This is a genomic window from Microbacterium sp. 1.5R, from assembly GCF_001889265.1.
Classification (GTDB): Bacteria; Actinomycetota; Actinomycetes; order Actinomycetales; family Microbacteriaceae; genus Microbacterium.
Genome location: NZ_CP018151.1, coordinates 3,576,196 through 3,601,925 on the forward strand (window position 1 = coordinate 3,576,196; position 25,730 = coordinate 3,601,925).

Annotated in this window: 25 protein-coding genes; 11 read left to right on the plus strand and 14 right to left on the minus strand. The window is 67.7% G+C overall.

Annotated features, from left to right (window positions below):
• Window positions 1–5: 5 nt before the first annotated feature.
• On the minus strand, window positions 6–374 hold the full coding sequence (rpsF, locus tag BMW26_RS17170) for a 30S ribosomal protein S6 (protein ID WP_029264265.1): 369 nt from the start codon (window positions 372–374) through the stop codon (window positions 6–8).
• Between the two features lie 226 nt (window positions 375–600).
• Here rpsF and BMW26_RS17175 point away from each other — a divergent pair, with 226 nt between their 5' ends.
• A complete protein-coding gene (locus BMW26_RS17175) occupies window positions 601–1,314 on the plus strand; it encodes a hypothetical protein (RefSeq protein ID WP_232224500.1) in 714 nt (237 codons plus the stop codon).
• A 180-nt stretch (window positions 1,315–1,494) separates the two neighbouring features.
• Here the strand turns inward: BMW26_RS17175 and BMW26_RS17180 are convergent, their stop codons facing one another.
• The 5 genes from BMW26_RS17180 to BMW26_RS17200 are packed head-to-tail and all read right to left on the minus strand — an operon-like array spanning window position 1,495 to window position 6,768.
• On the minus strand, window positions 1,495–2,334 hold the full coding sequence (locus BMW26_RS17180) for an ABC transporter ATP-binding protein (protein WP_053098206.1): 840 nt from the start codon (window positions 2,332–2,334) through the stop codon (window positions 1,495–1,497).
• Window positions 2,327–3,202 carry an ABC transporter ATP-binding protein gene (locus BMW26_RS17185; RefSeq protein WP_083569412.1) on the minus strand — a complete coding sequence of 292 codons (876 nt, stop codon included), beginning with the start codon at window positions 3,200–3,202 and terminating at the stop codon, window positions 2,327–2,329. The genes BMW26_RS17180 and BMW26_RS17185 overlap by 8 nt, the downstream gene beginning before the upstream one ends.
• Window positions 3,199–4,110 carry an ABC transporter permease gene (locus BMW26_RS17190; protein ID WP_053098207.1) on the minus strand — a complete coding sequence of 304 codons (912 nt, stop codon included), beginning with the start codon at window positions 4,108–4,110 and terminating at the stop codon, window positions 3,199–3,201. Before BMW26_RS17190 ends, BMW26_RS17185 begins: the two co-directional genes overlap by 4 nt.
• On the minus strand, window positions 4,107–5,168 hold the full coding sequence (locus BMW26_RS17195; RefSeq protein WP_053098208.1) for an ABC transporter permease: 1,062 nt from the start codon (window positions 5,166–5,168) through the stop codon (window positions 4,107–4,109). The genes BMW26_RS17190 and BMW26_RS17195 overlap by 4 nt, the downstream gene beginning before the upstream one ends.
• Before the next feature lie 13 nt (window positions 5,169–5,181).
• A complete protein-coding gene (locus BMW26_RS17200) occupies window positions 5,182–6,768 on the minus strand; it encodes an ABC transporter substrate-binding protein (RefSeq protein WP_072592138.1) in 1,587 nt (528 codons plus the stop codon).
• A 149-nt stretch (window positions 6,769–6,917) separates the two neighbouring features.
• Here BMW26_RS17200 and BMW26_RS17205 point away from each other — a divergent pair, with 149 nt between their 5' ends.
• On the plus strand, window positions 6,918–7,505 hold the full coding sequence (locus BMW26_RS17205; RefSeq protein WP_230101269.1) for an Lrp/AsnC family transcriptional regulator: 588 nt from the start codon (window positions 6,918–6,920) through the stop codon (window positions 7,503–7,505).
• 19 nt (window positions 7,506–7,524) lie between these two features.
• On the opposite strand, the gene BMW26_RS17210 is transcribed toward BMW26_RS17205, so the two are convergent.
• Window positions 7,525–7,884: a hypothetical protein gene (locus BMW26_RS17210; protein WP_230101268.1), complete on the minus strand. Its 360-nt coding sequence runs from the start codon at window positions 7,882–7,884 to the stop codon at window positions 7,525–7,527.
• Window positions 7,885–8,100: 216 nt separating this feature from the next.
• Between BMW26_RS17210 and BMW26_RS17215 the strand changes: the two genes are divergently transcribed.
• From BMW26_RS17215 to BMW26_RS17250, 8 genes are all read left to right on the plus strand, one after another.
• The gene (locus tag BMW26_RS17215; protein WP_232224501.1) at window positions 8,101–9,063 is read left to right on the plus strand and encodes a hypothetical protein; all 963 of its coding nucleotides are present in this window, start codon (window positions 8,101–8,103) and stop codon (window positions 9,061–9,063) included.
• The gene (locus BMW26_RS17220) at window positions 9,060–10,175 is read left to right on the plus strand and encodes a hypothetical protein (protein ID WP_072592140.1); all 1,116 of its coding nucleotides are present in this window, start codon (window positions 9,060–9,062) and stop codon (window positions 10,173–10,175) included. The genes BMW26_RS17215 and BMW26_RS17220 overlap by 4 nt, the downstream gene beginning before the upstream one ends.
• 372 nt (window positions 10,176–10,547) lie before the next feature.
• Window positions 10,548–11,243, plus strand: a complete 696-nt coding sequence (locus tag BMW26_RS17225) for a DUF1684 domain-containing protein (RefSeq protein WP_072592141.1) — start codon at window positions 10,548–10,550, stop codon at window positions 11,241–11,243.
• A 28-nt stretch (window positions 11,244–11,271) separates the two neighbouring features.
• The gene (locus BMW26_RS17230; protein WP_072592142.1) at window positions 11,272–12,765 is read left to right on the plus strand and encodes an ABC transporter substrate-binding protein; all 1,494 of its coding nucleotides are present in this window, start codon (window positions 11,272–11,274) and stop codon (window positions 12,763–12,765) included.
• 53 nt (window positions 12,766–12,818) lie between these two features.
• Entirely contained in the window at window positions 12,819–13,781 is a 963-nt protein-coding gene (locus BMW26_RS17235) for an ABC transporter permease (protein ID WP_072592143.1), read from the plus strand.
• Window positions 13,778–14,638 (plus strand): ABC transporter permease, encoded by an 861-nt coding sequence (locus BMW26_RS17240; RefSeq protein WP_056275574.1) that lies wholly within the window; start codon window positions 13,778–13,780, stop codon window positions 14,636–14,638. Before BMW26_RS17235 ends, BMW26_RS17240 begins: the two co-directional genes overlap by 4 nt.
• Complete coding sequence (locus BMW26_RS17245) at window positions 14,635–15,432, plus strand: ABC transporter ATP-binding protein (RefSeq protein WP_072592144.1); 798 nt, start codon at window positions 14,635–14,637, stop codon at window positions 15,430–15,432. Before BMW26_RS17240 ends, BMW26_RS17245 begins: the two co-directional genes overlap by 4 nt.
• Window positions 15,429–16,184: an ABC transporter ATP-binding protein gene (locus BMW26_RS17250; RefSeq protein WP_072592145.1), complete on the plus strand. Its 756-nt coding sequence runs from the start codon at window positions 15,429–15,431 to the stop codon at window positions 16,182–16,184. Before BMW26_RS17245 ends, BMW26_RS17250 begins: the two co-directional genes overlap by 4 nt.
• Window positions 16,185–16,302: 118 nt before the next feature.
• On the opposite strand, the gene BMW26_RS17255 is transcribed toward BMW26_RS17250, so the two are convergent.
• The 6 genes from BMW26_RS17255 to BMW26_RS17280 form a co-directional block, all read right to left on the minus strand.
• Window positions 16,303–16,893, minus strand: a complete 591-nt coding sequence (locus tag BMW26_RS17255) for an HIT family protein (protein WP_157557458.1) — start codon at window positions 16,891–16,893, stop codon at window positions 16,303–16,305.
• A 231-nt stretch (window positions 16,894–17,124) separates the two neighbouring features.
• On the minus strand, window positions 17,125–17,526 hold the full coding sequence (locus tag BMW26_RS17260) for a DUF779 domain-containing protein (protein ID WP_072592147.1): 402 nt from the start codon (window positions 17,524–17,526) through the stop codon (window positions 17,125–17,127).
• A gap of 68 nt (window positions 17,527–17,594) precedes the next feature.
• Window positions 17,595–19,145, minus strand: coding sequence for an acetaldehyde dehydrogenase ExaC (gene exaC / locus BMW26_RS17265; protein WP_053098219.1), 1,551 nt, complete (start codon window positions 19,143–19,145; stop codon window positions 17,595–17,597).
• A gap of 137 nt (window positions 19,146–19,282) precedes the next feature.
• Window positions 19,283–20,608, minus strand: a complete 1,326-nt coding sequence (locus BMW26_RS17270; RefSeq protein ID WP_053098220.1) for a transcriptional regulator — start codon at window positions 20,606–20,608, stop codon at window positions 19,283–19,285.
• 216 nt (window positions 20,609–20,824) lie between these two features.
• Complete coding sequence (locus tag BMW26_RS17275; protein WP_072592148.1) at window positions 20,825–22,252, minus strand: CCA tRNA nucleotidyltransferase; 1,428 nt, start codon at window positions 22,250–22,252, stop codon at window positions 20,825–20,827.
• A 61-nt stretch (window positions 22,253–22,313) separates the two neighbouring features.
• Window positions 22,314–22,607 (minus strand): hypothetical protein, encoded by a 294-nt coding sequence (locus BMW26_RS17280; RefSeq protein ID WP_053098222.1) that lies wholly within the window; start codon window positions 22,605–22,607, stop codon window positions 22,314–22,316.
• 80 nt (window positions 22,608–22,687) lie between these two features.
• On the opposite strand from BMW26_RS17280, the gene BMW26_RS17285 reads away from it, so the two are divergent.
• A complete protein-coding gene (locus tag BMW26_RS17285) occupies window positions 22,688–24,448 on the plus strand; it encodes an alkaline phosphatase family protein (protein ID WP_072592149.1) in 1,761 nt (586 codons plus the stop codon).
• Window positions 24,449–24,639: 191 nt separating this feature from the next.
• Here BMW26_RS17285 and BMW26_RS17290 read toward each other — a convergent pair whose 3' ends face one another.
• Entirely contained in the window at window positions 24,640–25,695 is a 1,056-nt protein-coding gene (locus tag BMW26_RS17290) for an LLM class flavin-dependent oxidoreductase (protein ID WP_053098225.1), read from the minus strand.
• Between the last annotated feature and the right edge of the window lie 35 nt (window positions 25,696–25,730).

Below are 25,730 nucleotides of genomic sequence, written 5' to 3' on the forward strand. Positions count from 1 at the left end.
CGGACTCAGGCCTTCGCAGCCTTGGCGGCCTTGCGGGCAGCCTTCTCTTCAGAGCGCTTGGCCTCCGAAGCGACCATCGCCTGAGCTTCCTCAGAGCGAAGGACCTTCGTGCGCATGATCTGCTCGTTCAGCTTCAGCTGACGGTCGAGCTCCTGCGTGGCCTCGCTGGTGGCGGTGAAGTTGACGACGGCGTAGATGCCCTCGTTCTTCTTCTGGATCTCGTAAGCCAGACGGCGCTTGCCCCAGATGTCGACCTTGTCAATCGAGCCACCATCGTTGGTGATGACCTTCAGGAACTTGTCGAGCGTAGGGGCGACCTGGCGCTCGTCGATCTCGGGGGTCAGAATGACCATGAGTTCGTACTGGTGCGTCACTTACCCACCTCCTTCGGACTAGAACGGCTTCCGGGACTTTCCCGGAAGCAGGAGGGTGTGTGCACGTCATCCGCCGAGCCACCCGAGTGGGTGCCTGATGGCAGACAACCTTGACAGTGTAGCGGAGAAACCTTCGGAGTGCCCCCACGCGCATCACCTCGCACTTGGCATGCTGGAATGCGTGCGTGCTGACTCTCGGTGCGCACACGACCGAAGGGGGAACGCCATGCGCGTCAACAAGTGGGGGGTCGGCATCGTCCTGACCGCCACCGTACTGCTCACCGGGTGCACCGCGGGTGCCGAAGAGCCCGCCGATTCGGAGCCGACGTCGGCTGCCGAGGAGACGCCTGCGACCGACGGTGCCGCATCCGATTCCGACTGCCCCGAGCTGTCGGAGGGTGCGACGGTCGACGGCGCCGAGCTCGGCGCCTGCATCACCGAGGCGATGACCGACACCGCCGGCTATGCCGCCAAGACGTCGATCCTGGGCATGGACACCACCGCCCGGTTCAACCCCGAGACGGATGCCGTCGAGACGATCACGCCCATGGGCTCGCTCATCCTGATCGGCGACGACGCATGGGTGAAGACGCCGACGACCGAGTGGCAGGTCGCCGACCCGAACTCGAGCGACCCGATCGTCGCTGCTCTCAGCAGCGGCGCCGCCACGGCCGCGGGCACCGACCCGGCCACCGCCGCCGGCGCCCTCACCGGCGAGTTCACAGTCACCGGGACCGGCACGCGCCTGGGTCAGGACGTGTATCTCGTGAGCGGCACGTCCGAGGCGCAGGGCGTCGCCGTCGACGTCGTCTTCGAGGTCACCGAGGACTACGTCGTGCTGGCCACGAGCGGCAGCACCGAGGCCGCGGGCCAGATGATCGAGACCTCTCTCGAGGTCACCGAGTGGGACGTCGAGCAGGACATCGTCGCCCCGCTCTGAACCACGAGCGGATGTTGCGGGCCGGGGCTGACGCCTCGGCCCGCAGTGCGTTCCGGGTCGACTCCGGGCCGGCGATGGGGTCGGCGATTCGGAGGAGATCTGCGATCGGGAGGAGCATCCGGCTCGGAGCATCCTCCCGTCCGCGGATCTCCTCCCGAACGACCGAGCCGACAGCGCGGCTCAGTCGAGGACGGGGGCGATCTCCGACCAGACGGTCCGCTCGTTCGTCGAGGGGGCGACCGGGATGCGGCCCGCACCGTCGGGCTCGGGGATCGCAGCGAGCAGGGCCTGCGTGTACGGATGCTGCGGTGCAGACCACACACGGTCGGTGGCCCCGGCTTCGAGCACCCGCCCGGCGAACATCACGAAGGTGCGGTCCGCGATGCGGCGGACCACGGCCAGGTCGTGCGAGATGAACAGCATCCCCGCGCCGGATTCCGCGACGAGGTCTCGCATGAGCCCCGCGACGCTGGTCTGGGTCGATGCGTCCAGGGCCGAGATCGGCTCGTCGGCGACGAGCAGCGACGGCCGCGCGGCGAGCGCTCGCGCGATCGCGAGTCGCTGCTTCTGCCCGCCCGAGAACTGGTGCGGGAATCGCGTCGCCACTTCGGTCGGCAGGCCGACGCGGTCGAGCCACTCGGCGACCGTCGACCCTTCGGCACCCCGCGCCCGAGCCGTGGCGATGCCGTCGGCGATCTGATCGCCCACGCGGCGACGAGGGTTCAGCGAGGTCGACGGATCCTGGAACACCATCTGGATGCCGGTGAGCGCCAGGTCGCGTCGACGGATGCCGAGCGGCTTCACAGGAGCGTCACGGAAGCGCACCTCTCCCCCGGCGAGCTTCTCGATGCCGACGACCGCGCGGGCGAGGCTCGACTTGCCGCTGCCGGATTCGCCCACGAGCGCGACGGTCTCTCCGGGGGCGACGGTCAGCGAGACGCCGTCGACGGCGACCACCGGAGGACTCCCGGGGTAGCGCACGACGACGCCCTGCGCGTCGAGGACGGCGACTTCACTCATCTCGGGCCTCCTCTTCGGCATCCTGCACGGCGGACTCCGGCAGCACCGGATCGAGCAGCGCGGGATCCGCGTCGGCGGTCGCGATCTTCGACCCCGGCAGCGCCGCGAGCAGCGTGCGAGTGTATTCGTGCTGCGGGTCGCGGAACAGCGTCTCGCGGTCGGCCCGCTCGACGATCTGCCCGTTCTTCATCACGGCGACCTCGTCGGCGATCGCGCTCATGACGCCCAGGTCGTGGGTGACGAGCAGCACAGCGAGGTTGCGCTCGGTCGCGAGGTCGCGCAGCAGCCGCAGGATGCCGGCCTGCACCGTGACGTCGAGTGCCGTGGTCGGCTCATCGGCCAGCAGCACCTCGGGGTCGCACGCGAGGGCGCACGCGATCGCGATGCGCTGGCGCTGTCCGCCGGAGAACTGGTGCGGATAGCGCTTCAGCGCAGCATCCGGGTTCGGCACCTGCACGGTCTCGAGCAGTTCGATGGCCCGAGCCTTCGCCGCCTCGCCTCGCAGTCCGAGGTGCACGCGCATGTGATCCGTGAGCTGGCGGCCGATCGGCAGCTGCGGGTGCAGCGACGCCGAGGGGTCCTGGAAGATCATCGCGATGCGCCTGCCGCGGATGCGGTTGAGCGCCCGCCGGCGCATGCCCACCAGCTCCTCCCCCGCGAGCGTGATCGATCCGCCCGTGCGTGCCTGCCGGGGCAGGAGTCCGAGGACGGCCAACGAGGTGAGCGTCTTGCCGGATCCTGACTCGCCGGCGAGACCGTGGATGCGTCCGGCCTCGAGGTCGAGAGAGATGCCGTGCACGAGAGGACGACCGATGTCGATCGTCAGGTCGCGGATGCTCAGAGCACTCGTGGGGGCCGAAGCGCTCATGCTGCCGCTCCCTTCGCGGAGGCCACATGCTCGGCCTGCTTCTCGTGGGTGACCTCGGCCGTCGGGTCGAGGATGTCGCGCATCGCATCACCCAGGAAGTTGAATGCCAGCACCACCGTGAGGATCGCGAGTCCCGGGAAGACTCCGAGCCACCACGCGTCGAAGTTCTGCATGGCCGCCGAGATCATGGAGCCCCATTCGGCGGTCGGCGGCTGCGCGCCGAGACCGAGGAACGAGAGTCCGGACAGCAGCAGGATCGCGGCGCCGATGTCGAGCGTCGCGAGCACCAGCACGGGGCCGGCGATGTTCGGGAGGATGTCGATGAACAGCGTCCGCAGCGGCGAGTGGCCGAGCAGGCGGCCTGCGATCACGTAGTTCTGGCCGCGGAGGCCCAGCACGATGCTGCGGGTGACTCGCGAGTACTGCGGCCACGAGACGACGATCGCCGCGATCACCGCGTTGAACAGCGACGGGCCGAGGGATGCCGCCACCACCATCGCGAGGATGACGGTCGGGAACGCCATGAACAGGTCGGTGATGCGCATCAGCGTCTCGTCGACCCAGCCGCCGAAGTACCCGGCGACGGCGCCGACCACGGTGCCGATGATCATCGCGGCGATCACGAGCATGAGCGCGAGCGGCAGGCTCACCGTCGCACCCGTCATCAGACGCGAGAAGATGTCGCGGCCGTTGCCGTCGGTGCCGAGCAGAGTGTCGATGCCCGGCGCCTGCAGTCGTGGCAGCACCTGAGCGTTGGGGCCGTACGGCACCCACCACTGCGCGGTGAAGGCGACGATGATCCAGGCGCCCGCGATCACGGTGCCGATCACGCCGAGGGGCGTGCGCCAGGCGCGCGGCCAGCGGAAGCGGAACCGCCAGGGGCCGGATGCCGAGTCGATGCGGCTCATGCGATCCTCACTCTCGGGTCGAGGACGCCGTAGAGCAGGTCGACGACGAAGTTGATGAGGAGGTAGATGAACCCGACGACCAGGCCGACGCCCATGATGCCGGGCAGGTCGAGGTTGGCCGCCGAGTTGTAGGCGTAGGTGCCCAGGCCCGGCCAGGCGAACACCGACTCGACGAGCACGGTGCCCGAGAGCAGGGATCCGAAGGCGACGCCGACGACCGTGAGGATCGGGAGGGATGCCCCGCGCAGGACGTAGTCGAGGATCACACGCATCGCCGGAAGGCCCTTGGCCCGGGCAGCACGCACGTAGTCGCTGCCCAGCACCTCGAGCACGGAGGTGCGGATGAAGCGGGTGAGCAGGCCGATCGTCACGAGCGACAGCACCATCACCGGCAGCGCCAGGTGGGCGAGCGCGTCGGCGAATCCGACGCCGTCTCCGTTGAGGAGGTAGTCGACCGTGTAGAGCCCGGTGATGCGGGGCGGCGGCGTGATCGACGGCGAGATGCGACCCGAGCCGGGGGCGATGCGCAGCTCGAGGAAGAACACGTAGAAGCTGACCAGCGCGAGCCAGAACGTCGGCACGCTCAGACCGATCAGCGTCACGATGCGGATCACCTGATCGGTGACGAGTCCGCGCCGGTAGGCGGCGAGGGTGCCGAGCACGACGCTGACCGCGAGGCTGAGGATGATGGCGCCGATCGCGATCTCGATGGTCGCCGGCACCGCGGTGGCCAGGTCGCTGGTGACCGGTCGCCCGGTCACCAGCGATGTGCCGAGGTCTCCGCGAAGGAGATTCCCCATGTAGATGAAGTACTGCACGAACAGCGGCTGATCGAGGCCCTGGGCCTTGATGAACGCCTCGCGCGTCTCGGGATTCTGCGATGCTCCCTCACCCAGTGCCGCCGACACGGGGTCGCCGGGCACGAGGTTCGTCAGTGCGAAGGTCACGATCGTGACCCCCACGAGAAGGAGCAGCGAAGTGCCGATTCGGCGAAGCAGGTATCCGACGAGCGGCGACCTGCGACGCTGTGCTTGCCGTCGCACGGCCACCGTCGTCATGAGTCAGCTCCGATCAGCCGGCAGGCGTGATCTCGGCGATGTCCATCTCCCACACCGAGTTGTACACGGCGCCGGTGACGGCATCCGCCGTGGCGATGTTGCGACCGGGGACGATCAGCGGAACGAAGGGACCCTCGGTCTGCATCGCCTCGGCGAACGAGGTGAAGGCCTCGCTGCGCTGGGCCTCATCGGTAGCGGCGGCAGCACCGGCTGCGATGCCTGCGATCTCGGGGTTCGCCTCAGCCGCCCAGCCGGCACGCAGGCCGACCTTCAGACCGGGAGCGAACGGAAGGAAGTTCGCCGAGTCGGCGTAGTCGGGGCCCCAGAACCACAGGCCGAAGCCCTCGGTGCCGTTGACGTACGCGTCGAGCTCGGTGGCGAACGGGGCAGGCGCGAGTTCGACGGCGATGCCGGCATCCTCGAGCTGAGCCTGGACGCGCTCGGCGAGCGGGGTGAACTCCACACCGCCGACCGGGTAGTCGTTCGGGAACTGCAGCTTCAGGGTCTGACCCGTGTAGCCGGCCTCGGCCAGAGCAGCCTTCGACTTGTCGAGGTCCTGCTCCACACCGCTGTCGAGGGCGCCCTCGAATCCGGGCGGGATCACTCCGGTCGCCTGCACGGCGCCGGTACCCGCGAGCTCGAGCAGCGCGTCGTAGTCGAGCGCGTAGCGGATCGCCTCGGCGATCTTGACGTTCGCGAGCTCGCCCGCGACGGCCTCGGACTGGTTGAGCAGCAGGAAGATCGTCTGGCCCGACGGCACCGACTCGACGTTCAGTCCGTCGCCGAGGCCCGAGACCTGGTCGCCGTTGAGGTCCATCGCGACCATCGAGTCGCCGCCCTTGAGGTTCGCGAGCTGCGTCGCACTCTCCGAGACGTTGCGCACGACGACACGGCCGTATTCGGACTCTTCGTCGCCGTTGTACTCGTCGCTCTTGGTCAGCACGACCTGCGACGAGAGATCGAGGGTGTCGAGCACGAACGGTCCAGAGCCGGCCGAGGTTCCGTCGAGGAACTCCTGTGCGCTGTCGGTGCCGTCGGTGGTTCCGCCGTTCTCGATCACGACGTCGGAGTTGACGATGCCGAGCGCCGGGTTCGCGAGGATCGCGGGCAGCTGCAGCAGCGGTGTCTCGGAGGTGATCGAGATCGTCTTCTCGTCGACCTCGGTGATGGTCAGACCGCCCAGGAGGAAGTTCGGCTTGGCATCGGTCATGCCCTGGATGCGCTGCAGGGTGAAGACGACGTCCTTCGCCTCGATCGGCGAGCCGTCGGAGAAGACGCGGTCCCCCTCGAGCGTGAACGTGAACTCGGTCGCCTCGTCGTTCTGCTCCCACGATGCGAGGCCGGGAACGGGAGTCGACACGTCCGAGCCCTCGAAGTCGACGAGCGTCTCGTAGAGCGCCTTGGCGATCATGTTGCCGGTCGGGTCGTAGGTGTGACCCGGGTCGGCGGTCTCGATCGAGAACGCGGTGTCGATGACGAGCGAGTCGGAACCGGAGGATTCTCCGCCGTTGTTCGCCGAGTTGCCACCGGAGCAACCAGCGAGGGCGAAGAGAGCGACGGCTCCGATCGCGATGACGGACGTGCTGCGACGTGACGACATATGGGCCTCCAGGGGCGAGGAGTTTCATCGGGTTCGGTCGACGCCGGGTGGACGACCGGTGATCAGATTCGCATTGTATGGGACTATGTGTCCAGCAAGAATGCAGACGTCATCACAGTCTGTCCAAGACCCCGCCCGTGAGGAGCATTGTGTCCACTAAGAGCGACGAAGCCACGAGGCAATCTGGACGAAGTGCCGCCCCACTGGACGACATCGGATACAGAATCCTCGAGACGCTGCGTGATAACGGTCGTATCTCGATCGCCGCACTGGCCGAGACCGTCGGGATCTCGCGGGCCAACGCCTACACCCGCGTCGAGACGCTGATGCAGGACGGAGTGATCACGGGATTCAGCGCCCGCGTCGACCAGTCGAAGGCCGGGCTGTCGATCGGTGCGCTGGTCTTCGTCACCGTGCACCCGCAGGCCTGGGCGTCGTTCCGCGAGAGCGTGCTCGAGATGCCCGATGTCGAGTGGTGCGCCATCACCACCGGCGAGCACGACGCCATGCTGCTGATCCGTGCGGTCGACGTGAGCGGCGTGCACGAGTTCACGACGGGTGTCATCGCGCAGCTGCCCGAGGTGCGCACGGTCGTCAGCGTGGTCGTGCTCGACGAGGTCATCCGCCGGTCGTTCCTGCTGCCGAGCGACCTGCCCGAGCGCGACCTGGCCACGCCGCTGGGCATGACGCGGTGGACGCCGGCGACGCCGGGCCGCGACATGCTCCCGCCACGCTGACCCGCGGCGGAACGAGCCGTCAGGCGGCTGCGGGCTCTTCGCAGACGCTGAGCTGCGGCAGTCCGTGCATCTCGTAGTGCTCGACGAGGCGGATGCGACCGTCATCCGTGAGCTCGAGCCGGCTCTCCCCGTCTCCGGTCACGACGGTGCCGTCGGAGACGAGCACGTGCACGAACGAGACCCAGATGGTGTCGCCGGTGCGGGTGCCGACGAAGCGCCCGAAGGTGACGGTGTCACCGGAGTAGTCGCCCCAGATCGCCCCGTCCTTCTCCCAGTACACGAACTCGCTGGGCGATTCGGGATCCACGGCCGAGGTGGTCGACGAGACCATCAGGAACCGGCGGCCGTCGAGGGAGGGGATGGTTGCAGTCGTGCTCACCCTCCGATTATGGAGGGGGTGGCGGCGACTCTCATCTCGCCTCGTGAACCGTCTGTGTCGGCCGCCGGACGGGCGCGCGGAGCGAGACGAATTCCGCAGAGAGGCTCCCCGGCGCGCCCTTTCGTCTGACCACACGATCGGGGTCGAGGTGCCGCATCGCCGTCGAGACCTCGGGAGTCGGGAAGGCCCCCGGGTACCGTGGGTCGCATGCACTGGATGCCTGACACCTCTGCCGGAGACTGGCTGCGCGAGCGTCTCGACGACCCCTGGAACTCGACGATGCACGCCGTGGTGCCGCACGGCTTCCCCGCGTATGCGCGCATCCTGCACCCTGCGATCGTGCGATCGCTCCCCGACCGACCGGTGCCGACCTACGACGACTACGACCGGATGCCGGAGGCCGAGCGACAGTCGCTCCTCGATCGGTTCATCGATGAACCGGCGACATGGGCGCAGACGGCCGCCGCCTTCGGCACGACGCTGCATCCTCTCGCTCAATGGCAGCGGATCGTGCGCACTCCGCCGGAGACCGACTGGAACGCGCGGATCTCCCCCGACGGGCGCGAGTTCACCGCGCCGATGGACGGCTTCGTCTCACCCGAGATGCTCGCGACCGTCGTGGGTCATCTCGTCGCGCATACCGCGACGCCGGATGCCGGATTCGCGGCGCTCTGGGAGGGCACGGGCGGGTTGCTGGGTCACCTCGGACACGGCCCCTCGCGCACCTTCCTCACGTTCGACGACGACCCGAACCACCGGGCGATGCTCGACCGCAGCATCCGCGATCCGCTCAACAACGCGTTCCGCAAGCCGGCGTGGCAGGAGGGCATCCTGTCGCGCGAGGTCTCGGAGGGTCCGCGGCTGCAGCTGCGGGACCGCGATCACGTGCTGTTCCGTGGTGCGCCGAGCACGTTCGCGCGTCGGGACTGGGTGCTCGACGTGCCATGGCGGGATCGCGAGTCCGAGGAGCACGGGTTCGCGCCGGCCGCGCAGAGCCCCAGCATCCTGTGGCCCGACGACCACGCCTGGGTGCTCGTCACCGAGGTCGACTACGACTCGACGATCATCGCGGGGTCCGCCGAGCTGATCGCCGAGCTCATCGCCGACGACCTCCTCGAGGTCTTCGCCATCCCCGAGAACGCCGAGCTCACGTGGGACTCCGACGAGGTGAACCGATGACGGCACCGCAGCCGGCCGCATCGTTCGACGCCCGCCCGCTCACCGATCCCGTCGACGCCCGGGCCGTCAGCACCTTCAACGCCGAGCTGCGCTCGCGGGGCAAGATGGGCGGCTCGGCCACGACGATCGTCGCCTTCGTGATCTTCGGCATCGCGTTCCTCGCGGCCATGACGGTCGTCGGCGCGACGATGGTCTCGCTGCTCACCGATGCAGGGTCGTCGTCGTTCGCCGGCATCGGGATCCTCGTCGCCGCAGTCGTCGGGATCACGATCGCCACCGTCGGCTGGCGCCGATCCCGCATCGCGCGGTACCGCCTCAACGCATTCGCCCGGGCGAACGGGATGACGTACGAGGCCAGGGTCGCCGATCCTGCCCTTCCGGGCATGCTGTTCGGCCTCGGACGCTCCCGAGAAGCCACCGATCTCGTGCGAGGCGCGAAGCCTCGCTTCGTCGAGTTCGGCAACTACCGATACACGACCGGGTCGGGGAAGAACTCGACCACCCACCGCTGGGGCTACGTCGCCGTCAAGCTCGATGTGCCCCTGCCGAACATCGTGCTCGACGCCAAGGGCAACAACGGCTTCGGGTCGAATCTGCCCGCGTCGTTCCAGCGCGAGCAGCGCCTCTCGCTGGAGGGCGACTTCGATCAGTACTTCACGCTGTACTGCCCCGAGGGGTACGAGCGTGACGCGCTGTATCTGTTCACGCCCGACATCATGGCCAGGTTCATCGACAATGCCGCCGAGCTCGATGTCGAGATCGTCGACGACTGGATGTTCCTCTATACACAGCGCAAGGCGTCGACCCTCGACCCTGCGACCTGGGCGTGGCTGTTCGGAGCCGTCGGCGCCTTGATGACGAAGCTCGATCAGTGGGAGCGCTGGCGCGATGAGCGTCTGCGGCTCGAGAGTGCGGCTCCGGCGTCTCCGTCGCCCGCCCTCGCACCGGTGGGCGCATCCGCGAGTCTGCCCTTCGCTCCGCCGGCCGGTCTTCTCGCTCCCCCGCCAGGAGTCGCGCGTGAGGGACGCCGGCTGAAGCGCAGCTTCCAGTGGGTGCCGATCGTGTTCCTCGTCGGCTTCGCACTGATCTGGTTCTGGTTCAGGTCGTTCTGAGGGAACCCCCGAGGGTGGGTTGTGGGGGTGGGTGCTGACTGGGGATCAGCGCTCCCACCCCATCCCCCCTCGGGATCAGAAGAAGATCTGACTCTCCCTCCGCAGGACGGTCGAACCGTCCACGCGCGGGTCAGCTGGGGACTGACGACTCTGCGCGTATATGAGTAATGGTATACCGGTATACGTTGCATTCCATTGCGTCCGAGAGACTCGACCGAACACGTTGCATCCGGTCCAGAAACGTGCGAAATGAGGGTCTGGGGCGCCTTTCCGACACCGCATTCGTGCATACCCTCCTCGCACCGTGATCTCCGTTACCCAGAGTGACGCGTCCGGCCCCACCCCCGTCTGCATGCAAGAGAATGGAAGGTGATGTCTGAACTCGAAGATCACACCCAGTGGCAGGCCGATCGCCGCGCCTCCGTCACCTCTGCGACCGGCAACCTCGCGCTGATCGATACCCGCTGGACGGGCGAGGCTCCCGATCTGGATGCCGAGCGGCAGGCCTCATCCGACACGGTGACCGTGACGCCGATCCAGCGCACGAACATCGAGACCGGGGAGGCCGAGCACGGGCTGCGCGTGTGGGATGCCGAGTCCCCCGCCATCCGCGCCTTCGACCGCATCGACACATACGAGTACGACCCGGCATGGGTTCTCGAGGGACACTTCACGCCGGTCTCCGGCGATCGTCGGGTGTCGTTCGAGCACATCCGCGACAACGGCGGCACGCGTGAGCTCGTCGTCCCCGGCGACATCCACTTCGTGCTCGACGGCCGCGCGTACGACCTTGCGGCCTTCGACGACGGCGGCACGCTGCTGCTCGTCTTCGGCGACGAGACGAACGGTTCCGAGACCTACGGATCCGGCCGCTTCCTCTTCGTAGAGCTCCGTGACGACGAGGGCACCGTGGTGCTCGACTTCAACCGCGCCTTCGTGCCGCCGTGCGGATTCAGCGCCCAGTACAACTGCCCGCTGCCGCCGGCATCCAACCGCTTCCCCCTGCCTATCCGAGCAGGCGAGAAGAACGTCGTCTTCCGCGACGGCTTCGACATCTACGCGGCGTGACGCCGCGCACCCTCACCCTGGAGCACTCATGAGAAGAACCCGCATCCTCGGCGCGCTCGGCGCCGTCGCCACGCTCGCCCTCGTGGCCGGCTGCGCGTCGGGCGCCACCGACGACGCCGCGAGCGAAGACGCCACCATCGTCATCGGGTCGCTGTACGAGCCCACCAACCTGAGCAACACGCAGGGCGGCGGACAGGGTGTGACCGAGGCACTGACCGGCAACGTCTACGAGGGCCTCTACCGCCTGACCGACGACGGAGAGGTCGAGCCGCTTCTCGCCGAAGACGCCCAGGTGTCGGATGACGGCCTGACCTACACGATCACTCTGCGCGACGATGTGACGTTCCACTCGGGTGACCCGCTCACCTCCGCCGACGTGAAGTCGAGCATCGAGGCCGTCACCGCCGAGGACTCGGTGTCGGCGCGCAAGTCGAGCTTCACGACCATCGCCGACATCGCGACGCCCGATGACCAGACCGTCGTCTTCACGCTGTCGCAGCGGTCGATCTCGTTCCTCTACAACCTCAGCTACGTCTGGATCGTCAACGACGAGGCCGGTGACATCACCGGCACGGAAGACGGCACCGGCCCCTACACGCTCGACGAGTGGAAGAAGGGCTCGACCCTGACCCTCGAGCGCTGGGACGACTACTGGGGCGAGCCCGCCAAGAACGGCGAGGTCGTCTACACGTACTTCACCGACGCGACCGCTGAGAACAACGCTCTGGCCACCGGCGAGATCGACGTGATCACCAGCGTGCAGAGCCCGGACTCGCTCGCGCAGTTCGACAGCGACGACTACGTCATCAGCGAGGGCACCTCGACGACCAAGGAGCTGCTCGCCTTCAACGACCGGGTCGCCCCGTTCGACAACGCCCTCGTGCGCAAGGCGATCTACTCGGCCATCGACACCCAGAAGCTGCTCGAGTCGATCTGGGGCGACTACGGCACGCTCATCGGATCGATGGTGCCGCCCACCGACCCCTGGTACGAGGACCTCACCCAGGTGAACCCGTACGACGTCGACCTCTCGAAGGATCTGCTCGCGCAGGCCGACTACGCCGACGGCTTCACCTTCACGCTCGATACCCCGAGCTACGACCCGCACCCTGCCGTCGCGGAGTTCCTGCAGTCGCAGCTCGCCGAGGTCGGCATCACGGTCGAGATCAACACGATCAGCGCCGACGAGTGGTACACCAAGGTCTTCAAGGAGCAGGACTTCGAGGCCACCCTGCAGGAGCACGTGAACGACCGCGACGTGGTCTGGTACGGCAACCCCGACTTCTACTGGGGCTACGACGACGCCCAGGTGCAGCAGTGGGTCGCCGAGGCCGAGCAGGCCGCCTCGACCGACGAGCAGACAGCTCTGCTGAAGCAGGTCAACGAGAAGATCGCCGAGGATGCCGCGAGCGTATGGTTGTACCTGTACCCGCAGATCGTGGTCGCCTCGAGCGACCTCAGCGGTTACCCGGTCAACGGCCTGAACTCGCAGTTCTTCGCCTACGACATCGTCAAGTCCTGACGCGCGAGGGGGATGCCGCGTGTCGGCATCCCCCTCTTTCATCCTGAGAAGCCATGCTCGCCTACCTGCTGCGCCGCCTCGCGTTCCTCGTGGTCTCGCTCGTCGTCGCGATGATCGCGATCTTCGTGCTGCTGCGGCTGCTCCCCGGCGACCCGGCGAACGCCCTGCTCTCGGTGAATGCGACACCCGAGCAGATCACCGCCGCCCGCGCACAGGTCGGCTCGGATCAGCCCCTCCTGCAGCAGTTCACGACCTGGGCCGGTCAGCTCCTGCGCTTCGACCTCGGTAAGTCGTTCCTGAGCTCGCGTCCGGTCGGCCCCGACATCGCCGATCGCCTCGCCGTGACCCTCCCACTCACACTCATCGCGTTCACCGCCGCCCTTCTCGTCTCCCTGGTGATCGGCATCACCGCCGCCGTGAAGTCCGACCGCTGGTACGGCATCGCGCTCTCGGGATTCGCGCAGCTGGGTGTTGCCGTGCCGGTGTTCTGGGTGGGCGTCGTGCTCGTCTGGATCTTCGCACTCGGCCTCGGCCTGCTGCCGTCCGGCGGATTCCCGCGCGACGGCTGGGAGGATCCGGCCGACGCGCTGCGGTCTCTCGCGCTGCCGGTGACGACGATCGTGATCGTGATGAGTGCATCCCTCAGCCGTTACGTGCGCTCCGCCTCCCTCGACGTGATCGGCAGCGATTACCTCCGCACCGCGCGCGCCGGCGGGTCGGGCATGTCCGAGGCGCTGCTGCGTCACGGAGTGCGCAACGGCTCGGTGCCGGTCGTCGCGGTCCTCGGCATCGAGCTGTCCACCACGCTGCTCGGCGCGGTCGTCGTCGAGAGCGTCTTCACTCTTCCCGGTCTCGGCAGTCTGCTGCTGTCGGCCATCGAACAGCATGATTTCCAGGTCATCCAGGGCGTCCTCGTCGTCAGCACCCTCTTCGTGCTGCTCGTCGGGTTCGCCGCCGACATCGTGCAGCGCCTGATCGATCCGCGACTGCGCACGAGCGTCTCGGGCAACCGATGAGCCGCGTCGCCGAGCAGCTGATCACCGGATCCGTCCCCGTGCGGAGGCGGCCGAAGGCGACCCTGCTGATCGGGCTCGTGCTCACCGGCATCATCGTGCTCATCGCGCTGGTGTCGCTGTTCTGGCTCCCCTATCCGCTCGCCGACACGAGTGGTAGTCGTCTCGAGGGGCCGAGCGCCATGCACCTGCTCGGCACCGATCGGCTCGGCCGCGACCTGCTCTCGCAGCTCATGTGGGGTGCGAGGATCGCCTTGATCGTGGGCATCTGCTCGGTCGCGATCGCCGCCGTTCTCGGCGTGATCGTCGGACTGATCGCCGCCTTCTCACGGCCATGGGTCGACGACACGCTCTCCGCCGGACTGGACGTCGTGATCGCCTTCCCGGTGCTGCTGCTCGCGATGCTCGTCGTCGCGGTGCAGGGAGCGTCGCTGTGGTCGGCGGTGCTCGCGATCGGACTGGCGATGTCGGCGGTCGTCGCGCGTCTCACCCGCATCCTCTCGCGCCGCGTGCTGCAGGAGCAGTACATCACCGCCGCACGCACCAGCGGCACGGGTGTGCTCGGCATCGTGTTCCAGCACGTGCTCCCCAACATCGCACCGACCCTCGCGGTCAGCCTGGCGCTGCAGTTCGGTGCCGCGGTGCTCGCGGAGGCGAGCCTGTCGTACCTCGGGCTCGGTGCCCCGCCGCCCAACGCCTCGTGGGGTCGGATGCTGCAGGAGGCGCAGGGCACCGTGCTCACCGCTCCCGTCGGCGCTATCGCCCCCGGCATCGCGATCATCGCCCTCGTGCTCGGGGTCAACTTCCTCGCCGACGGCCTGCGCGATCTCGCCGACCCGACCCGCAGGAGGAGCCGATGAGCATTCTCGAGGTCGCAGGGCTCACCGTCCGCTCCAGATCCGGGGCTCTCGTGCGCGATGTCTCGTTCTCGCTGCAGCCCGGCGAACGCCTGGGGCTGATCGGCGAGTCCGGGTCGGGCAAGTCGCTCACCTCGCTCGCGGTCACCGGCCTGCTGCCGGATTCTCTCGTCTCGTCCGGGTCGGTGCTGCTCGACGGGCACCAGGTCGTCGGTGCGCGGGATGCCGACCTGAGGCCGTTGCGCGGACCGGTCGCCCAGATCGTGTTCCAGGAGCCGCTCACGGCGCTCGACCCTCTGATGAGGGTCGGTCGCCAGATCGCCGAGCCGCTGCGTCGTCATCTCGGCCTGCGCGGCGCGGAACTGCGGTCGGCCGTCACGGCGGCGCTCGATGAGGTGTCGCTGTCGGAGCCGCGATTCGCGCGCGCCTACCCGCACGAGCTGTCCGGCGGTCAGCGCCAGCGTGTGGCGATCGCCATCGCCTTGGCCGCCCGGCCACAGCTGCTCATCGCAGACGAACCCACCACCGCGCTCGACGTGACCGTGCAGGATGCCGTGCTCACGCTGCTCGAGCGGCTCGTCGCCGAACGCGGCATGGCATTGCTGTTCATCAGCCACGACCTCGCCGTCGTGTCGCGCATGGTCGACCGCATCGTCGTGCTGCGCGACGGTCTGGTGGTCGAGGAGGGGGCGGTCGCCGACGTGCTGCGGCGCCCCGCGGAGCCGTACACGCGGATGCTGGTCGACAGCGCTCGCGCGCTCGATGCGTTCCTCGATGCGAAGGAGGCTGACGCATGAGCCTCCTCGAGCTGCGCGGTGCCGGCTTCGCCTACGGATCGCGCCGGGTGCTCGACGACATCTCGCTGAGCCTCGACGAGGGAGACTCGCTCGGCCTCGTGGGCGAGTCGGGTGCGGGCAAGTCCACGATCCTGCGGCTGATGCTCGGGCTCTCGGTACCACGCGATGGACAGGTGCTCTTCGACGGTGCTCCCCTGTCGCTGCGCGACCGTGCGCAGATGCGCCGCTTCCGCGCGAGCGTGCAGCCGGTGTTCCAGGATCCGTACTCGTCGCTCGACCCCCGTCAGCGCATCGACCGCATCATCGGCGAGCCCCTGCGTTCACTCGGCCTCGCCTCCGGCGCCGACGCGCAGCGCCGCATCGCCGAGGCCCTCGAGTCGGTCGGGCTTCCCGCCGACACCGCCCGCCGATACCCGCACGAGTTCTCGGGCGGCCAGCGTCAGCGCATCGCGATCGCCCGAGCCGTGGTCTCGCGCCCGCGCGTGCTGCTCGCCGATGAGCCGGTGAGCGCCCTCGACGTGACGACGCGCGTGCAGGTGCTCGAGCTGCTCGACCGCCTGCGTCGAGAGAACGGCCTGTCGCTCGTGATGGTGTCGCACGATCTCACCGCGATCGCGTCAGCCTGCGACCGCACCGTGGTGCTGCAGAACGGCCGCGTCGTCGAACAGGGCGCCACCGCATCCGTGCTGCACGCACCGCAGGACCCGTACACCCGGGCGCTGGTCGACGCGGTTCCGCGACTCCCCCGCTGAGTCGCGGCAGTCGCTCGTCATGGATCGCTGGCCGTTTCACGGATGGCTGGCCGACAGTCGGGGTGTCTTCAGCCAGCCGACAGCGTCCAGCAGGGTGGCCGCAGACGACTCCGTGGTGTCAGGCTGACGCGTGCCAGGCCTCTCGGAGTGCGATCACAGAATGGGTCATGTCCGAGTCAGGGAGATGCACAGGGCCATCGGAGATGTCCACGTTCTGAAGCGGGTCATCCGCCAGATGCTGCGGGAACACATGGCAGTGGAGATGCGGGGCCCGATGCCCCATCACCAGGTAGTTGATCTTCCGCGGGTCGAATGCCTTATCGACGGCCCGGCCTGCGCGCTGGACATCGCGCCAGAACGCGCTGAGCTGACCGGCATCCAGCTGACCGAGGTCAGTGAGATGCTCGCGGAGGATCACGACGGTGTAGCCGGGATGCGCCTGGTTGCGCACCAGTCGGACGTGAGTCATCTCGGTCGAGGCCACCAGGATGCTGTGCTCGTTCTCCGGCAGATGTGCGTCGGCACACATACCGCAGACCTCCGGGTCCACGAGTTCGGCCCACTCCTCATCCGTCCACCACATCGGCCCATGGTAACCAGGCGCGAGGGCGGCCACGGTAGAACTCACGGCATCCCGGCCATGCTTTGGCTGGTTGCTCCGGCAGCCTGTCGCGGTTTCGCCCGGATGGATCCGCGAAATCGACTCCACTCACCGGGGCTGAAATCCGTATCGCTTCATTGTCTCCTCAGTCGTGCGCAACTCACCGGCCGCTGACTGCCTTCGTGCGTCTTCAATATCCTGACCGATGCCTGGCTGCGACAACCAAAAGTCGACGAGAGGCGATACGCAGTCCTTCAACTCACTCCTGTATACGCGCTGCATCTCGCCTTTCTAGTCCGATGCGCTGCCAACAGAGGCATACTTCTGGCCACATTTCCCTCAGCTCCCCGAAGGCGCGAGGCCGAAGTACTGCAGCTCCGCGTCGTTCAGCATCCGCGAGCGGATCAGGAACCGCATGCCTGTGGGACCCTCGACCGAGAAGCCGGCACCGCGGCCCGGCACGACGTCGATCGTGAGGTGGGTGTACTTCCAGTACTCGAACTGCGATTCCGACATGAAGACCTCGACCGGGGAGTCGAGCCCCACATCGAGGGCGCCGAGCAGCACATCGCTCGGCCCGGTGATGAACATGCCGACCGGGTAGCACATGGGTGACGAGCCGTCGCAGCATCCTCCCGACTGATGGAACATCAGGGTTCCGTGCTGCACGGTGAGATCGCGGATGAGGGATGCCGCGGCATCCGTCACGTCGACTCGCTGATAGGTGCCGATGCTGACCATGGTCCGAGCCTTCCTGCAGATGGTTCCGGGCGGGCGCTGCCGGTGCAGCGCCCGCCCGGAGGTCGAGCTCAGAAGAAGCCCATCGGGCCTTCTGCGTACGAGACCAGGAGGTTCTTGGTCTGCTGGTAGTGGTCGAGCATCATCTTGTGGTTCTCGCGACCGACGCCCGACTGCTTGTACCCGCCGAACGCCGCATGCGCCGGGTACTGGTGGTAGGTGTTCGTCCAGACACGACCGGCCTCGATCGCCCGTCCCGCGCGATAGGCCGTGTCGCCGCTGCGGCTCCACACTCCCGCACCCAGTCCGTAGAGGGTGTCGTTCGCGATCGAGATCGCATCGTCGAAGTCATCGAACGAGGTGACCGAGAGCACCGGGCCGAAGATCTCCTCCTGGAAGATGCGCATGTCGTTCGTGCCCTCGAACACGGTCGGCGCAACGTAGAAGCCTTCGCTGAGGTCGCCGCCGAGATCGACGCGGTCGCCACCCGTGAGCAGTCGCGCGCCTCCCTGCTTGCCGATGTCGATGTAGCTGAGGATCTTCTCCAACTGATCGTTCGATGCCTGCGCGCCGATCATCGTGGCCGGATCCAGCGGGTTGCCCTGCACGACCCTGCCGACGCGTTCGAGGCCGTCAGCGAGGAAGCCGTCGTAGATCGAGCGCTGGATGAGCGCCCGCGACGGGCAGGTGCAGACCTCTCCCTGGTTGAGAGCGAACATCGTGAAGCCCTCGAGCGCCTTGTCGTAGAACGGGTCGGCAGTGTCGCGGGCGACGTCCTCGAAGAACACGTTCGGGCTCTTGCCTCCCAGCTCCAGCGTGACCGGAATGAGGTTCTGCGACGCGTACTGCATGATCAGACGCCCCGTCGTGGTCTCACCCGTGAACGCGACCTTGCGGATGCGCTTGTGCTGCGCGAGCGGTGCACCCGCCTCGATGCCGAAGCCGTTCACGATGTTCACGACGCCGGCGGGCAGCAGATCGCCGATGATGTCGAAGAGGAACAGCAGGGATGCCGGCGTCTGCTCGGCCGGCTTGATGACGACGCAGTTGCCTGCGGCGAGCGCCGGCGCGAGTTTCCACACGGCCATGAGGATCGGGAAGTTCCACGGGATGATCTGTCCGACCACGCCGAGCGGCTCGTGGAAGTGATACGCGACGGTGTTCTCGTCGAGCTGGCTGATGCCGCCCTCCTGCGCCCGGAGCACTCCGGCGAAATAACGGAAGTGATCGACAGCGAGTGGGATGTCGGCGGCGAGCGTCTCGCGCACGGGCTTCCCGTTCTCCCAGGTCTCGGCGACGGCGATCTCCTCGAGATGCTGTTCGATGCGGTCGGCGATCCTGTTGAGGATCACGGAGCGCTCCGCGGGGCTGGTCTTGCCCCAGCTGGCAAAGGCCTTCCAGGCGACGTCGACCGCGCGGTCGATGTCCTCGACGGTGCCGCGGCCCACCTCGGTGAAGGGCTTGCCGTTGACGGGGCTCACGTTGTCGAAGAACTGGCCCTTGACGGGATCCACGAACTCTCCGCCGATGTAATGGCCGTACCGCGGACGGTAGGTAGCGAGGGCGCCCGGCTGACCGGGAGCGGCGTAGGCGGTGGACACGTCTTCTTCGACGATGGTCATCGGGACTCCTTCGACGGGCCGCGGCGTCGGTGCTGCGGGCTGTGTCTCGAAGGTAGGTCGGCAGAGGTTGCGCCCCGATGCGCAACGTTGCGGATGGTTGCACGCCGTCGGCAGATGTCCGAGACAGACCGGACGGTTCAGCTCTCCTCTATCCGTTCGATGCGGGCGACGAGCCCGGCGCGCTTCGGCGAGCGCGCCGGAAGCATCTCCAGAGCGAGTCGCAGGGCCGCGGCATCGCCCTGTCCCTCCGGGATCTCGGCGTACTCCAGGAGGACGTCGAGGCTCGCCTCCGACAGCATCGTCTCGCGCAGCGCCGCTCTGACGGACTCGCGGAACTCCTCGACTCCCGGCGATGTGGATTCGGGGAGGACCGGACCTCGGTAGGCGGTGAGGGCGACCCGATGGGCACCTCGGTCGAGCAGCGAGAGGACGTCGTGCGCGTCCGTCTCGAGCACCACCGGCAGTCGATACGGCCGCGACTCGGGGACGAGGCTGGGGGCGTGCTTCTCGAGCACCTTGCGCAGACGCACCATCTCCGGCCGCAGCGTGTCGGCCGACGCGTCCGGTCCGTAGACGAGTTCGCTGAGTCTCTCGGCCGACAGCCCCTGGCGATGCACGGCGAGCATCAGGAGGATCGCGGCATGACGAGCGCTGAGCTCGATCACGGACTCCTCGAGTTCTGTCTCGGTCTCGAGACGTGCCCGATCGCGTCCCAGGACGTGCAGCGTCGCCCGGGTCGTGGGCTTCGCCCGCGAGGAGATGGTGATCGGACGATGCGACTCGCTGCGGGCCCGCAGTCTCGACACGAGCAATTCCGACTCGACCGCGCGCGCTGTCGCATCGACCAGCAGCCTGGCCTGCATCGAGACGACCTCGTCTCCTCCGGTGATGTCGATGACCCCGAGGACACGCCGCGTCTCGGGGTCTCGCACCGGAGCCGCCGTGCACGACCACGGATGCACCAGCCTGTTGTAGTGCTCAGCACCGCGGATCTGCACCGACTGTCCGAGCGCCAGCGCTGTGCCGGGAGCTGTCGTGCCGACGGCGTCCTCGGCCCAGTTCGCGCCGGCCACGAAGCCCATGCCCTCGGTGAGCGATTGCAGCTTGCGATCGCCTTCGATCCACAGCAGCCGTCCGGCCTGATCTCCGACGGCGACGACGACACCGGAGTCCCCCTCGGTTCCCGGCAGCAGCAGGGCTCGGATCATGTCCATCGCGGACGCGAGCGGATGCGCGAGTCGATAGGCCTCGAGCTCTTCGCTCACGAGTTCGATCTGCGGGGCCCCTTCGGGGCCGACGCGCCCTCGCCAGGATCGCACCCACGATTCGCGGACGAGAGGTCGCACCTCCTGCAGGCGCTTGTCATCGAGATTGCCGGCGATGAGCTCTTCGTGTGCACGCTCGATCAGAAGACGAGAGGCCTCAGGCGGCCCTTCACGTGACACCTGCCACGACGCGACCACGGGCGTCTCCGATCGTCGATGGTGGAGCGTTACCTCAGTGTAGGAGCCGGATGCCGTCGGCGGTACCCGCGATATTCCGGTCACGCGTTCCGGGTGCAGGCTTTCGCACAGGCAGCCGAGGTCGACGAACCGGAGGAGTGACGAGTCGTCTGGGGGACCCCTCATGGGGACGCCCGCGCCCGACCGCCGCATCGCTGTCGATGCGGCTCGATCGGCTCAGACCCGGGCTGCCCACCATTCACGGAGCCGCTGCTCGGCGGCATCCGCTCCGATGACGCCTTCGTCGAGGCGCAGCTCGAGCAGGAACTTGTAGGCCTCGCCGACCTCACGACCGGGCGTGATGCCGAGGATCTTCTGGATCTGGTTGCCGTCGAGCTCGGGCCGGATGGAGTCGAGCTCCTCCTGCTCGCGCAACGCCGCGATGCGCGATTCGATGTCGTCGTAGGCAGACGCCAGTCGTCCGGCCTTGCGCTTGTTGCGCGTCGTGACGTCGGCGCGGGTGAGAATGTGCAGCCGCTCGAGCAGGTCGCCGGCGTCGCGCACGTAGCGCCGCACCGCGGCATCCGTCCACGCGCCCTCGGCGTATCCGAAGAACCGCAGATGCAGCTCGATCAGCGTCGATACCGACTCGGTCGTGTCGGTGTCGAAGCGCAACGACTGCAGGCGCTTGCGTGCCATGCGCGCCCCGACGACGTCGTGATGGTGGAAGGTGACGACTCCGCCGTCCTCCAGCTTGCGGGTGCGGGGCTTGCCGATGTCGTGCAGCAGCGCCGCGATCCGCAGGGCCACATCGGGCTCGGCACCGGGGTGACGCGAATGCTCGAGCGAGATCGCCTGGCGGAGGACCGTGAGGGAGTGCTCGTAGACGTCCTTGTGATGATGATGCTCGTCGACTTCGAGTCGCAGCGCACTCACCTCTGGCAGGAACTCCTCCATCAGACCGGTGTCGACCAGCACGCGGATGCCGCGCACCGGGTCATCCGTCTGCATCAGCCGCACGAGCTCCGATTGGATGCGCTCGGGACTCACGATCTCGAGGGTGGCGCGCAGCTGCGTGATCGCGTCGGCGGTGTCATCGTCGATCCGGAAGCCGAGCTGGGCGCTGAAGCGCGCGGCGCGGAGCATGCGCAGCGGGTCATCGCCGAACGAGACCTGAGGGTCGGCCGGAGTGCGCAGTACCCCGGCGACGAGGTCTTCGACTCCCCCGGTCGGGTCGACGAGCGTGATGGCCGGCACCAGCAGAGCCATGGCGTTGACGGTGAAGTCGCGTCGGTGCAGATCCGCGTCGATCGTGTCGCCGAACTCGACGGTGGGCTTGCGGGTCACACCGTCGTAGCTGTCTGCGCGATAGGTCGTGACCTCGACCTGCTCACCCTGCACACGCGCGCCGATCGTGCCGAACGCCCGACCTATGTCCCACTGGGCCGTCGAGATCGGCTTGACGATGCGCAGGATGTCGTCCGGCATCGCATTCGTCGTGAAGTCGAGGTCGTGGGTCGGCCTGCCGAGCAGCGCATCGCGCACGGGCCCCCCGACGACAGCGAGGTCGAAGCCCGCCTTCTCGAAAGCCTCCGCGAGGGTGCGGACGACCGGATTCTCGGCGAGCGCGCCGAGACGGGCGAGGCCGTCAGCCATGTTGAGCATGGGTTCCAGCGTACCGGGGTACGGGTGGCACCCGCGGGCCGCAGTCCCCGTCGAGCGGACGTCAGAACAGCGGGTTCTCACCCTTGGCCTGCGCGACGGCGCGAACTCGCGCCTGCACGAGCCGCACGAGGAGCGTGCTCAGCAGGAACCCGCCGACGACGGCGACAGCGACGATGAACCAGATCCCGATCTCGGGATCGATCAGCTCGAAGCCGTAGATCGCGACAACGAGCAGAAGCAGCACCGGCCCCTCGATCAGCGCGAATGTCACGAACAGCCGCGTCTGACGGCGGCCGAAATCGGCGTTCACGGCACGGACGCGCGCCTCGATCGACGACTCACCTGCGTAGCTCATGCCCCCACGCTACCGGCGTCGCATTTCGCCTCACAGTCCCGCTCTCGTGCTCGGCATCGCCCGAGTCCTAGGATCGGCACGTGGCCGCAGAAGCGAACGAGTCCCCGTCAGCGCCTGACACGTCCCGGCGCGGGTTCCTCAAGATGGGCGGCGCCGCACTGGCCGGCGTCGTGGTCGGCGGCGCGGCGGGCGCTGCGATCGGCGCGAACGCCGCGAACCAGCGGAAGGGTTTCGCCACTGAACCTGATCCGTTCGCCGCACTGACTCCCCGCAGCGAACCCGGATTCGATCATCTGGTCGTGGTGATGGGTGAGAACCGCTCGTTCGACAACCTGCTCGGGTACCTCTACTCGAAGGAGTCGCTTCCGACAGGCGAGAAGTTCGAGGGTCTCGCGTTCGGGACGCACAGCAACACGGCATTCGACGGCACGGTCGTCGAGGCGCACATCTACACCGGCGACACCGACCGGATCATGAGCCTGCCCGATCCCGATCCGGGCGAGGAATACCCCCACGTCAACACGCAGATCTTCGGCACCGTCGACCCGAAGGACAACGCCGACCTGTTCGTCGACCAGATGACGGCCCCCTTCAACGCACCCACCCACGGCGAGAAGGCGACGATGTCGGGGTTCCTCGAGGACTACATCATCAACTTCCGCCGTCTGCGCAAGGGCGTCGAGCCGGCCCCCGACGAGGCCGCGCATATCATGGGGTCCTTCTCGCCCGAGATGCTCCCTGTGCTCTCGACCCTCGCAGCGGAGTTCGCGGTGTTCGACCACTGGTACGCCGGGGTGCCGTCGCAGACGTTCTGCAACCGGTCGTTCTTCCACGCGTCGACGTCGCACGGCTTCGTCACGAACCAGGCCGGCGGCGGGTACCGCAAGTGGCTCGATGCGCCCGCGGCCCCGACGGTGTTCAACCGTCTGGAAGACGAGAAGGTCAGCTGGAAGATCTACATCGACAAGCTCCAGCTGGTGTCGTTCACCGGGATGCTGCACGCTGCCGTGCTGGAGAAGTACTGGCGCACCGAGCACTTCGGCACGATGGAGGACTTCTACGCCGACGCGAAGAACGGCACCCTTCCGGCGTATGCGTTCATCGAGCCGCGCATGGTCTACGACCACAACGACTTCCACCCGCCGTTCGGGTCGCCCCGTGAGAGCGAGGTCGACGGCGAAGCGGTCTACGACAGCGCCATCTCGGACGTCCGGGCCGGCGATCGGCTGATCCACGACATCTACGAGGCGGTGCGCACGAGTGCGTCGCCGCAGGGGTCGAACGCCGTCAACACCCTGCTGCTCATCACGTTCGACGAGCACGGCGGATGCTACGACCACGTGCCTCCGCCCGCGGCGACGAAGCCCACGAAAGACACCGGGGCGGGTGAGATGGGCTTCACGTTCGATCGACTCGGATGCCGAGTGCCCGCGATCGCCGTGTCGGCCTATACGAAGCGCGGCACGATCGTCAACGACGAGATGCACCACGGATCCGTCACGGCCACCCTCTCGCGGCTGCACGGATTGAAGCCGCTCAACGACCGCGACCAGTCGGCGAACACACTGTTCACCGCTGTGAACCTCGACGCACCCCGGCATCCGGCCGACTGGCCCGTGACCACGCCCGCCTACACGCCGCCGAATCCCGAGCAGCGCGAGCCGAAGCCCGGTGAGGCCGACCAGATGAAGCCGCTCACCCCACCCGCCCGCGGCCTGCTCGGGCTGCTCCTCGCCAAGTACGGCAAGCCGGGTGAGCCGGAGCCCGAGACGTTCGCCGACGCCTATCGCCTGCTGCACGAGCACGGCGACGAGCTGTTCGGGCCCGCGAAGGGTTCCTGATCTCGGGGGGTGGATGCGGCCGCCGGCATCGCGCCGACAAGCACTGCGACGAGGACGATGGCTCCGGCCAGGAATCCGCTCTTGGGCGCTCGCATGCGGCCAGGCTATCGATATATCGGCTCGCCGATCGAGGAAGAAGAAGGGCGGATGCAGTTCGCATCCGCCCCTTCAACCGCAGTTGCGGTCGATCGTCAGACCGGATCTCCCTGCACGGGACCCTCGGTGTTCGGCTTCCAGCCGAGCGCCGGGGCGACATGGGTCGCGAACGCCTCGAGCACGTGGAGGTTGTATGCCGGCCCCAGCTGGTTCGGGATCGTCAGCAACAGAGTGTCTGCCGACATGACGGCCTCGTCAGCCAAGAGCTGCTGGATCAGCACGTCGGGCTCGGCCGCATACGTCTTGCCGAACGTCGAGCGGAAGCCGTCGATGATGCCGATCTGGTCGGCGTTCTCCTCGCTGCGCAGACCGAAGTACGCCCTGTCCATGTCCGAGACGAGCGGGAACACGCTGCGGCTCACCGAGACGCGCGGTGCTCCGGTGTGTCCTGCCTCCTTGTAGGCGGAACGGAACAGGTCGATCTGCTCGCGCTGCAGCTGATGGAACGGCACGCCGGTCGCCTCGGTGAGAAGGGTCGAACTCATCATGTTGAGACCCTTGCGGCCGGTCTCCTCCGCGGTGGCGCGGGAACCCGAGCCCCACCAGATGTGGTCGCGCAGAGTCGGTGACTGGGGCTCGATCGCGAGGTACCGACCGGCTCCCACCATGCGGGGGTCGCCGGGGGCGAGACCCTCGCCGTCGATCGCACGGAGAAAGAGGTCGAACTTCTCGCGAGCGATGACACTGCCCCGCTCGGGGTCCTCCTCGTCGTGGAACCCGAAGGTCTCGTAGCCGCGCAGCGCCGTCTCGGGTGACCCGCGACTCACGCCCAGCGCGATGCGTCCGTCGGCGATCAGGTCGAGGGCGGCCGCCTCTTCTGCGAACTGGAACGGGTTCTCGTACCGCATGTCGATCACGCCGGTGCCGACCTCGATGCGCTTCGTGCGTGCGGCCATGGCCGACAGCAGCGGCATGGGCGACGCGGCCTGGCGCGCCCAGTGATGCACGCGCACAGAGGCGCCGTTCACGCCGATCTCGTCGGCACCCTCCGCGATCTCGATGGTCTGCTTCAGCATGTCCCCCGCGGTGCGGGTCGCCGAACCGGGCACGTCTGCATAGTGCCCGAAGGAGAGGAATCCGAAAGCCTTCATGGTGTATTCGAACGCATATATGCGAGCGGGTATTC

What these genes read in the sequence shown, in the direction of transcription:
- BMW26_RS17175 (WP_232224500.1), top strand. Translation starts at nt 601, where the DNA reads ATGCGCGTCAACAAGTGGGGGGTCGGCATCGTCCTGACCGCCACCGTA.
- BMW26_RS17180 (WP_053098206.1), bottom strand. Translation starts at nt 2,334, where the DNA reads ATGAGTGAAGTCGCCGTCCTCGACGCGCAGGGCGTCGTCGTGCGCTAC.
- BMW26_RS17185 (WP_083569412.1), bottom strand. Translation starts at nt 3,202, where the DNA reads ATGAGCGCTTCGGCCCCCACGAGTGCTCTGAGCATCCGCGACCTGACG.
- BMW26_RS17190 (WP_053098207.1), bottom strand. Translation starts at nt 4,110, where the DNA reads ATGAGCCGCATCGACTCGGCATCCGGCCCCTGGCGGTTCCGCTTCCGC.
- BMW26_RS17195 (WP_053098208.1), bottom strand. Translation starts at nt 5,168, where the DNA reads ATGACGACGGTGGCCGTGCGACGGCAAGCACAGCGTCGCAGGTCGCCG.
- BMW26_RS17200 (WP_072592138.1), bottom strand. Translation starts at nt 6,768, where the DNA reads ATGTCGTCACGTCGCAGCACGTCCGTCATCGCGATCGGAGCCGTCGCT.
- BMW26_RS17215 (WP_232224501.1), top strand. Translation starts at nt 8,101, where the DNA reads ATGCCTGACACCTCTGCCGGAGACTGGCTGCGCGAGCGTCTCGACGAC.
- BMW26_RS17220 (WP_072592140.1), top strand. Translation starts at nt 9,060, where the DNA reads ATGACGGCACCGCAGCCGGCCGCATCGTTCGACGCCCGCCCGCTCACC.
- BMW26_RS17225 (WP_072592141.1), top strand. Translation starts at nt 10,548, where the DNA reads ATGTCTGAACTCGAAGATCACACCCAGTGGCAGGCCGATCGCCGCGCC.
- BMW26_RS17230 (WP_072592142.1), top strand. Translation starts at nt 11,272, where the DNA reads ATGAGAAGAACCCGCATCCTCGGCGCGCTCGGCGCCGTCGCCACGCTC.
- BMW26_RS17235 (WP_072592143.1), top strand. Translation starts at nt 12,819, where the DNA reads ATGCTCGCCTACCTGCTGCGCCGCCTCGCGTTCCTCGTGGTCTCGCTC.
- BMW26_RS17240 (WP_056275574.1), top strand. Translation starts at nt 13,778, where the DNA reads ATGAGCCGCGTCGCCGAGCAGCTGATCACCGGATCCGTCCCCGTGCGG.
- BMW26_RS17245 (WP_072592144.1), top strand. Translation starts at nt 14,635, where the DNA reads ATGAGCATTCTCGAGGTCGCAGGGCTCACCGTCCGCTCCAGATCCGGG.
- BMW26_RS17250 (WP_072592145.1), top strand. Translation starts at nt 15,429, where the DNA reads ATGAGCCTCCTCGAGCTGCGCGGTGCCGGCTTCGCCTACGGATCGCGC.
- BMW26_RS17260 (WP_072592147.1), bottom strand. Translation starts at nt 17,526, where the DNA reads ATGGTCAGCATCGGCACCTATCAGCGAGTCGACGTGACGGATGCCGCG.
- exaC (WP_053098219.1), bottom strand. Translation starts at nt 19,145, where the DNA reads ATGACCATCGTCGAAGAAGACGTGTCCACCGCCTACGCCGCTCCCGGT.
- BMW26_RS17275 (WP_072592148.1), bottom strand. Translation starts at nt 22,252, where the DNA reads ATGCTCAACATGGCTGACGGCCTCGCCCGTCTCGGCGCGCTCGCCGAG.
- BMW26_RS17280 (WP_053098222.1), bottom strand. Translation starts at nt 22,607, where the DNA reads ATGAGCTACGCAGGTGAGTCGTCGATCGAGGCGCGCGTCCGTGCCGTG.
- BMW26_RS17290 (WP_053098225.1), bottom strand. Translation starts at nt 25,695, where the DNA reads ATGAAGGCTTTCGGATTCCTCTCCTTCGGGCACTATGCAGACGTGCCC.